Raw genomic sequence first — 6,365 nt, forward strand, 5'->3', positions numbered from 1 at the left:
GGACACGGGGCTCCTGTCAGTACGAGGGCGGGGGTGTGCCTTCGGGCGACGTCGGCCGGGCGGTGTTGTGTGCTGCCCACGGTAGGTCGCGAACCTGGAGCAAATGCAACTCTCGCATTTCAGCGAGGTGACGGATGGCGGGGAGGCCGCGTTCTTTATGAACGCAATCCGGGTCTACGGCTGTCGGAGCGGACCCGGGGGCGTAGCCGGCCCCCGAGCCCTGATCTGCCGCCCATGTCGCACGCCGGCACGCTTGAGGACCCAGGTCAGTCTGAAGTCGCCGCGTCCTGCCTTTGGACCACCGCACATCGAGCTGTGCGGGCCGGACTTGAACCGGCATTTCGACGTCCGAGGCCCGGGCCCGGTCGATCCGGCGATCGGCGGCGAATGCTGAGTCTGGAGCAATAGTCTGAGATTGAATCGCGGTCCCTGATCCGGGACCGCTCAGTCACGACAAGCCTCAGCTTCAGCTTTGCGCTCCTCGCGCACCCCGGCCGAGGTGACTCTGATGGCCGGGGAGTCTCTGAGGCTACCCGAACAGGTAGCCGAACACGGCGTCACCGACCCGCTGGTCGACGACCTCGACACCGTTCGCCTCTTCCCGGGCGAACTTGACGGCCTGCTGCAACTTCTCGACCCGGTCGAGCAGTTCGTTCACGCGCCGGGCAGGAAGGGCACCCGAGAACTTGACGGTCGTCCAATAACCGACCGGTATGTCCTCGTAGTACACCTCGACCTGCGCCGGATGCTTGTCGGTCGCTTCGGCCTTCACATGGTTCCGAGGCACCTTCTTCGTACGAAGCGTCCGGACCGGCTCGGTCTTCCAGGCGTCGGTGGACGGGTCCTGTCCCCACGACTCGGAGGCGTCGAGCACCGGCAGCTTCCGCACAAAGGTGTTGAGATCGGTGAGCTGCTTCTCCAGAAACAGCAGATAGGACACCGGCACATCGGCGACGAGCACCCGCCCGTCGACGCTGATGTCCGCCCTGGCCGTGCAGTTGGCCCAGTCCTTGGTGGCGGTCACATCGAACAGCCGCGTAAGGGTGGCCGCGGTGTCCCGCAGCACATCCTCAGCCTTCACCTGCACCCGAGTCGACTCGGGCGGCAGCTGCTCACCCTCCTCGTCCTTGGGCTGATACGTACGCGAGATACCGGCCAGCAGGGCAGGCTTCTGCAGCCCGTGATGAGCGGCCGTCAGGTCCTGGTGTGACTTGGCTTTGACGCCCTTCTCGACTGCGATGATCTGATTGAGTTTCGCCACGTCGGAGACGGTAGCAGCGGCAAGTGGGCTTTTACGAAGGAGTATTCGACGAGGTTCCTTGTCAGCGATGTCGTCGAGGGTCTCGTCCCACGGGAGCCCGAAGCCCTGGCGGGCCGAGCGCGTGGCTTCCGCAGTGGGAGGTCACCGGCCGGCGGGCCGGAAGTAGTGCCTCAGTGCCCAGCGGGAGACTTCGCGGCCCAGCTGGTTGTCGTCGGTCATCGCCTTGCGGAAGTGGATGCCCAGCCAGACCCGGGCATTCTTCGTCTCCTGGTTCAGCGCGTCCGTGGTGGCGTAGTGCCGGGTCGTGCCGGTGACGGCGGAGTCCACCGTCAGGTCGATGTGCCGCGCCCCGAACAGGTGGCTGAGGGCGGCCGTGGTGGCGCCGGTGAGGCAGGCGTGTCCGCTCGGGTAGTCCGGGTAGGGCGGGTTCGGGACCAGCGGGCTCCACACCGGGTCGCGTGCGGTGGCCGGGTTGGAGTCGGTGTCGGCGAGTTGGATCGCGGTGCTCGGACGCCAGTAGGCGTGGTCGTACTTGCCGCGCCAGCAGGCGATGGCCGCGTCCGCGGTGGTCGCGTTGAGGAGGGCGAACATCCGCGCGCTGTCGGCGATGTCCAGATACCGGCGGCCGGCCTGGTCACGGAACGCGGTCTGGAACTGGCGGGGCAGGTTGTCGTTCCAGAACCTGGCGGTCTCGGTCTGCGCCGGTGTACGACTGCCGCCGGACGCCACGCCGACCGCCTTCACCTCGTTGAAGTCCCGGGTGTAGGCGGCGCTGTTCAGTGCGTCAGGGCCGGCCAGACGGATCTGCGTCGGGGACTTGAGCAGCAGCGGCCGGACGAACCTCAGCCAGGGAAAGGCCATCGGCGCGAACGCGGGCGGCGTCGGCCGCCACACCCCCGGTGCGGGAGTCACGTCCAGCGTCACGTCGGCGCCGCGGCCATCACCCGTACGCAGCCGCACCAGGGTGGCGGCGGCCGCCTTTCCCGCCCGGATGCCGTGCGTCTTGCCGACCCCTTCGCGGATCTTCGCGAGCGACGCGGCGTAATCGGAGCTCAACGCCTGTTGGGACGCCGGAAAGTAGTCGATGATCACTATCGCTCCCAGGACCCGGCCGCTTCCGCCTTCGCCGCCAAGTGGGGCCTGGGACTCACCCTCGACGACCTCCGTGCGGTCGTGCTCGCCGCCCGGGCCGGCGGGAGTCGGCGCGTGGTGCTGGGTGGCCACTCCTGGGGCGCCACCAGTGCATTGGCGTACGCCGCCTGGGACTTCGCGGGGCACCCCGGATTTCGCGATCTGGCCGGCCTCGCAGTGATCGACGGCGGGGTGCTCGGGGCGTTCGACGGGACCGGTGCGCCCGCGCAGGGCTCGCCGGAGGAGGTCCGGCAGCGACTCGCGGCGATCGACGGCGGGGCTGTCTTCGACATGACCCTGACCGGGGTCGGGCTGGGCGGCCGGGCCGAGAGCACGCAAATCTGGTACCAGCTCGCCGGATGGTACGCCCGGCAGGATCCGGGCGCCCGCTCCGTGCTCCAGCCCCGCTTGCCGGACGCCCTGCGGCCCTCGTTCCCGGTCAGCAACGCCGCCCTGCTCGGTCTCCTCGTCGACGCCGGGTTCGGCTGGCCCAACGACATCAGCGTCCACTCCGGGCACATCGCCGAGAGCGCGGACAGCAGTGGCGTACGTGGCTGGGTCGACGCGGGGATCACGCCGATCTCGCGCGTCACCGAGGCGTACGCCGGTCCGGTGCCGGGCGTCTGGGAGTGGTACTGGCCCGCCCGACTGTCCGTGGACCTCGACGTCGCCGACGTCTACGCCGACACCGGCCTCGCCCGTTCCCTGGACCTGCGCCTGATTCACGCCACCGAGATCGACGTACCGCTCTATGCCTTCGGCACAGCTACTCGAAGGGCACGGTCCTGGAGGCGGCCCGCAAGGTGGCGGCCAACTCCCGTGTGCCGTACGGAATCTACGAATCGGACAGCAGCATGAATCATCTGGACCCGCTGTTCGCCGCGACTGCGCACAACACGGCGACGCACACGCTCACGGAGTTCCTGCACAAAGTGCTCGCTGCAACCCGCTGAATCTCGCTGACGAATTCAGGTAGCTGCTGTGGCCTCCGCCTCACCACTTCAGGCTGACGATGATGACCTTGTACGCGGGGTCGCTACTCGCCGACGCCACGGAGCCGACTCCGAGGATCTTGTCGGTGCCCGGAACCGCCGTGATGGCGTTCAGCCGGAACCACGCCTTTCCCTTGGTCCCGTAGCCGCGCGATGGCTCTGGATCCGCGATTCGTTCGCAACTGCCGTACACGGTGAGGTACTTGCGTGCGCTGAGGACCTCACCGCGCTCGCCGTCGCGGACGGCGTGGCCGGCCGCGGTCGGCGGCTGCCGACCGCCCACAGGTCGTCGGAGGCGAAGCCGTCGAGTGCGGTGACGGTGGCGGGCAGGTCCATGGCAGTCCAGCGGGTGCCGTCCCAGAGGTACGCCCTGGTCTCGCCGTCGAGAACCCAGATGTCGTCCGGGGCCAGGGCCTTGATGCCGGCGGCCCTTTCGGAACTCATCGCGTGAACGTGCGCGAGCCGCGTCGTCTCGCCTCGTCGGCGGGGTCGCGCGTGCCGGAGGGTGGTCGCCCCGGCCTGCCGTCTCTATCGGAAGGTGGACGCGGCCGGGGACGGGTCGTTCCGGCGCAGGACGTGTGGCCGAGAGGGCGCGTCGTAGGCTCAGGCCCTCATGGAGACCCTACGGAACTGGCTGCTGCCGCTGGTCGTCGCTGCCTTCCTTCTGGTGTGGCCGGGACCGGAGGTACTGGACGGAGGCTACGGCGTCTACCGCGAGGACCTGGGGGTCACCCTCGTCGTGGCGGCCGGGACGACCATCGCGCTGGCTCTGCGACGGCGGGTGCCGCTGGTGGCGCTGGCAGGGGTCTCCGCGTTCTATGGACTGGCCCTGTTGACGTCGGCCTCGGACGCGGTCCAGGTGTTCGTCATCGTGGCCGACTTGGTGGCCGTGTACACGGTCGCCGCCCGCACCACCCTGCCGGTGACGCTGAGGGCGGTCGGCGTCCTCGTCTGCTACCAGGGTCTGGTCGGCTTCGCCGTCGACGGGGCGAGCCTCATGGCCGGTGTCGACCTGACCGTCGCCGTCGCGTTCCAGCTGGGAGTCGTCGGGCTCGGGCGGGGCCGCGCCCACCAGTCGGCCGCACGAGCCCGGGCCGCCGCCCGCCTGGCCCGGGCCCGGGCCGAGGGGCAGCAGGCGGGGGAGAGTGAACGGCGCAGGCTGGCACGGGAGTTGCATGACGTCAGCGCGCACCACCTCACCTCCGTGGTCGTCACCGCGGAGGCCGCCCTGCACCTCGCCGCCAGCCGTCCCGAACTGGCCGCCGAGGCCCTCGACTTCGCCGCCCGCACCGGTCGCGAGACCCAGGTCACCGTGCAGCGCCTGGTTACCTCCCTGGGGGCCGCCGAGGAGGGCGACGACGTGCCGCTGGGTACCCGGCTCGAGGAACTCGCCGGCGGCTTCATCCGCCTCGGACAGCGAGTGGAGATCACGGACGTCGCGGGCGCGGCGGCAGCCGGCGCGCAGGTGACGGAGGCGGTGTTCGGCATCGCCAGGGAGGCCCTCACGAACACGCTGCGCTACGCCCCGGGGGCGGTCGTACGAGTCGGCCTGCAGGACCTGGGCGACGGATGGCTGGCACTCACCGTCGACGACGACGGAGGGGCCCGTACGAACCTGGAGGCCGCACCCGGCGCCGACGGCCGGGGTCTTAGCTCGGGGCGGGGCATGACCGGTATGCGCGAGCGCGCCGAGGCGGTCGGCGGCACGGTGACCGCCGGGCCGGGAGCGGGCCCGGCCGGCGGCTGGTCGGTACGGGCGGAACTGCCGGCCCACCCCGGGCAGATCGCACGGCCCTCGACCGGGCGGGGCAGGGCGCTGGACTGGCGCCTCGCCTCGCACGCCTGGCTGCCGGCCGCCGGGATCCTCCCGGCCGCGTTCCTGTTCACCGAGGACCGGGACGCGCCCGGTCTGTTGCTGCTGGGCGCGCTGCTGATCGTGCAGCTGCTGCCGTTGCTGTGGCGGCGGGCGGCGCCCTGGCCGGTGCTGGCCGCGTTGCTCGCGGGAGCCTGGCTGTGGCCGTGGGCGCCCGGCTCCGACGCGGATCCCTGGCTGGCCCTGATCGCGGGCGCCTGCGCCCTGGTGGGCGGGGTGTACGCGGTGGGGGCGTACGGCCGTGATCCGTGGGCGACTTGGGCATCGGTGCCGGCGGCGGCGCCGATACTGGCCGGCGCGGTGTCGGTGACAGCGGCGCGGGACGGCACCATCGACGGGGACCCGGCCGGAACCCTCGTCGTGGGGATCACCGTGTTCGCCCTGACGGTGATGCTGCTGCCGCTGTTCGGCTGCGCGTGGCTGGCGGGCTTTGTCGTCCGGTCCCGGCGCGGGCGCATCGCCCGCCGCGAGGACGGCGAGCTGGGCGCGGTCGTCCACGAGGCGCTCGCCGCGGCCCACGCGGAACGGCAGAGGGTCGCCGCCGGGCTGCGCGCCGCGGTCCTCGACCGGACCGCCGAAGTGGTCACCGCCGCCGAGGAGGGCCGGCTCGACGACGTGGCCCCGGCGGCCCGTGAGTCTCTGGCGGCGATGCGCGAGCTCCTGGGCAACCTGCGCGACGGCACCCCTGCCGACGCCCCGCCCACGAGCCCACCCAGGCCGTGGTCCGCGCGGGGTTCGCGGCCATCGTCGACGCGGAGCCGGACTTCGTGGTGGTCGGCGAGGCGGGTGACGGCGCCGAAGCGGTCACGCTGGCCGGCCGCCTGACCCCGGACGTGGTCCTGATGGACATCCGCATGCCCGGCATGGACGGCCTGACGGCGACGAGTCTCCTGACCGGCCCGACGTCGGGCCACGTACCCCGGGTGCTCGTCCTGACCACCTTCGACCTCGACTCGTACGTCTACGAGGCTCTGCGCGCCGGCGCCTCCGGCTTCCTCCTCAAGGACGCAGAGCCGGCCGAACTCCTCACGGCGCTCAGGGTGGTGGTCTCCGGCGAGGCCATGCTGGCGCCCGCGATCACCCGCCGTCTCATCGACACGTTCACAGC

At 71.1% G+C, this 6,365-nt stretch carries 6 protein-coding genes; 3 read left to right on the forward strand and 3 right to left on the reverse strand.

Translation table 11 applies throughout. The features are described from left to right. Positions 1-529 precede the first annotated feature (529 nt). On the reverse strand, positions 530-1,261 hold the full coding sequence (locus tag G6048_RS45980; RefSeq protein WP_165345570.1) for a DUF7873 family protein: 732 nt from the start codon (positions 1,259-1,261) through the stop codon (positions 530-532). Between the two features lie 141 nt (positions 1,262-1,402). Beyond that, positions 1,403-2,317: a vanadium-dependent haloperoxidase gene (locus tag G6048_RS45985; RefSeq protein ID WP_165345571.1), complete on the reverse strand. Its 915-nt coding sequence runs from the start codon at positions 2,315-2,317 to the stop codon at positions 1,403-1,405. A gap of 6 nt (positions 2,318-2,323) precedes the next feature. Here G6048_RS45985 and G6048_RS45990 point away from each other — a divergent pair, with 6 nt between their 5' ends. Beyond that, complete coding sequence (locus G6048_RS45990) at positions 2,324-3,250, forward strand: hypothetical protein (protein WP_235991106.1); 927 nt, start codon at positions 2,324-2,326, stop codon at positions 3,248-3,250. A 135-nt stretch (positions 3,251-3,385) separates the two neighbouring features. Here G6048_RS45990 and G6048_RS45995 read toward each other — a convergent pair whose 3' ends face one another. Continuing rightward, positions 3,386-3,667 (reverse strand): hypothetical protein, encoded by a 282-nt coding sequence (locus G6048_RS45995; protein ID WP_165345572.1) that lies wholly within the window; start codon positions 3,665-3,667, stop codon positions 3,386-3,388. Positions 3,668-3,997: 330 nt separating this feature from the next. On the opposite strand from G6048_RS45995, the gene G6048_RS46000 reads away from it, so the two are divergent. Together G6048_RS46000 and G6048_RS46005 are read left to right on the forward strand one after the other, a co-directional pair. After that, a complete protein-coding gene (locus G6048_RS46000; protein WP_165345573.1) occupies positions 3,998-6,082 on the forward strand; it encodes a sensor histidine kinase in 2,085 nt (694 codons plus the stop codon). Beyond that, a partial coding sequence (locus tag G6048_RS46005; protein WP_328828949.1) for a response regulator occupies positions 6,025-6,365 on the forward strand: 341 nt, incomplete at its 3' end. The genes G6048_RS46000 and G6048_RS46005, both read left to right, overlap by 58 nt.

This window comes from Streptomyces ureilyticus, assembly GCF_011045025.1.
In the GTDB taxonomy this organism is placed as follows: domain Bacteria; phylum Actinomycetota; class Actinomycetes; order Streptomycetales; family Streptomycetaceae; genus Streptomyces; species Streptomyces ureilyticus.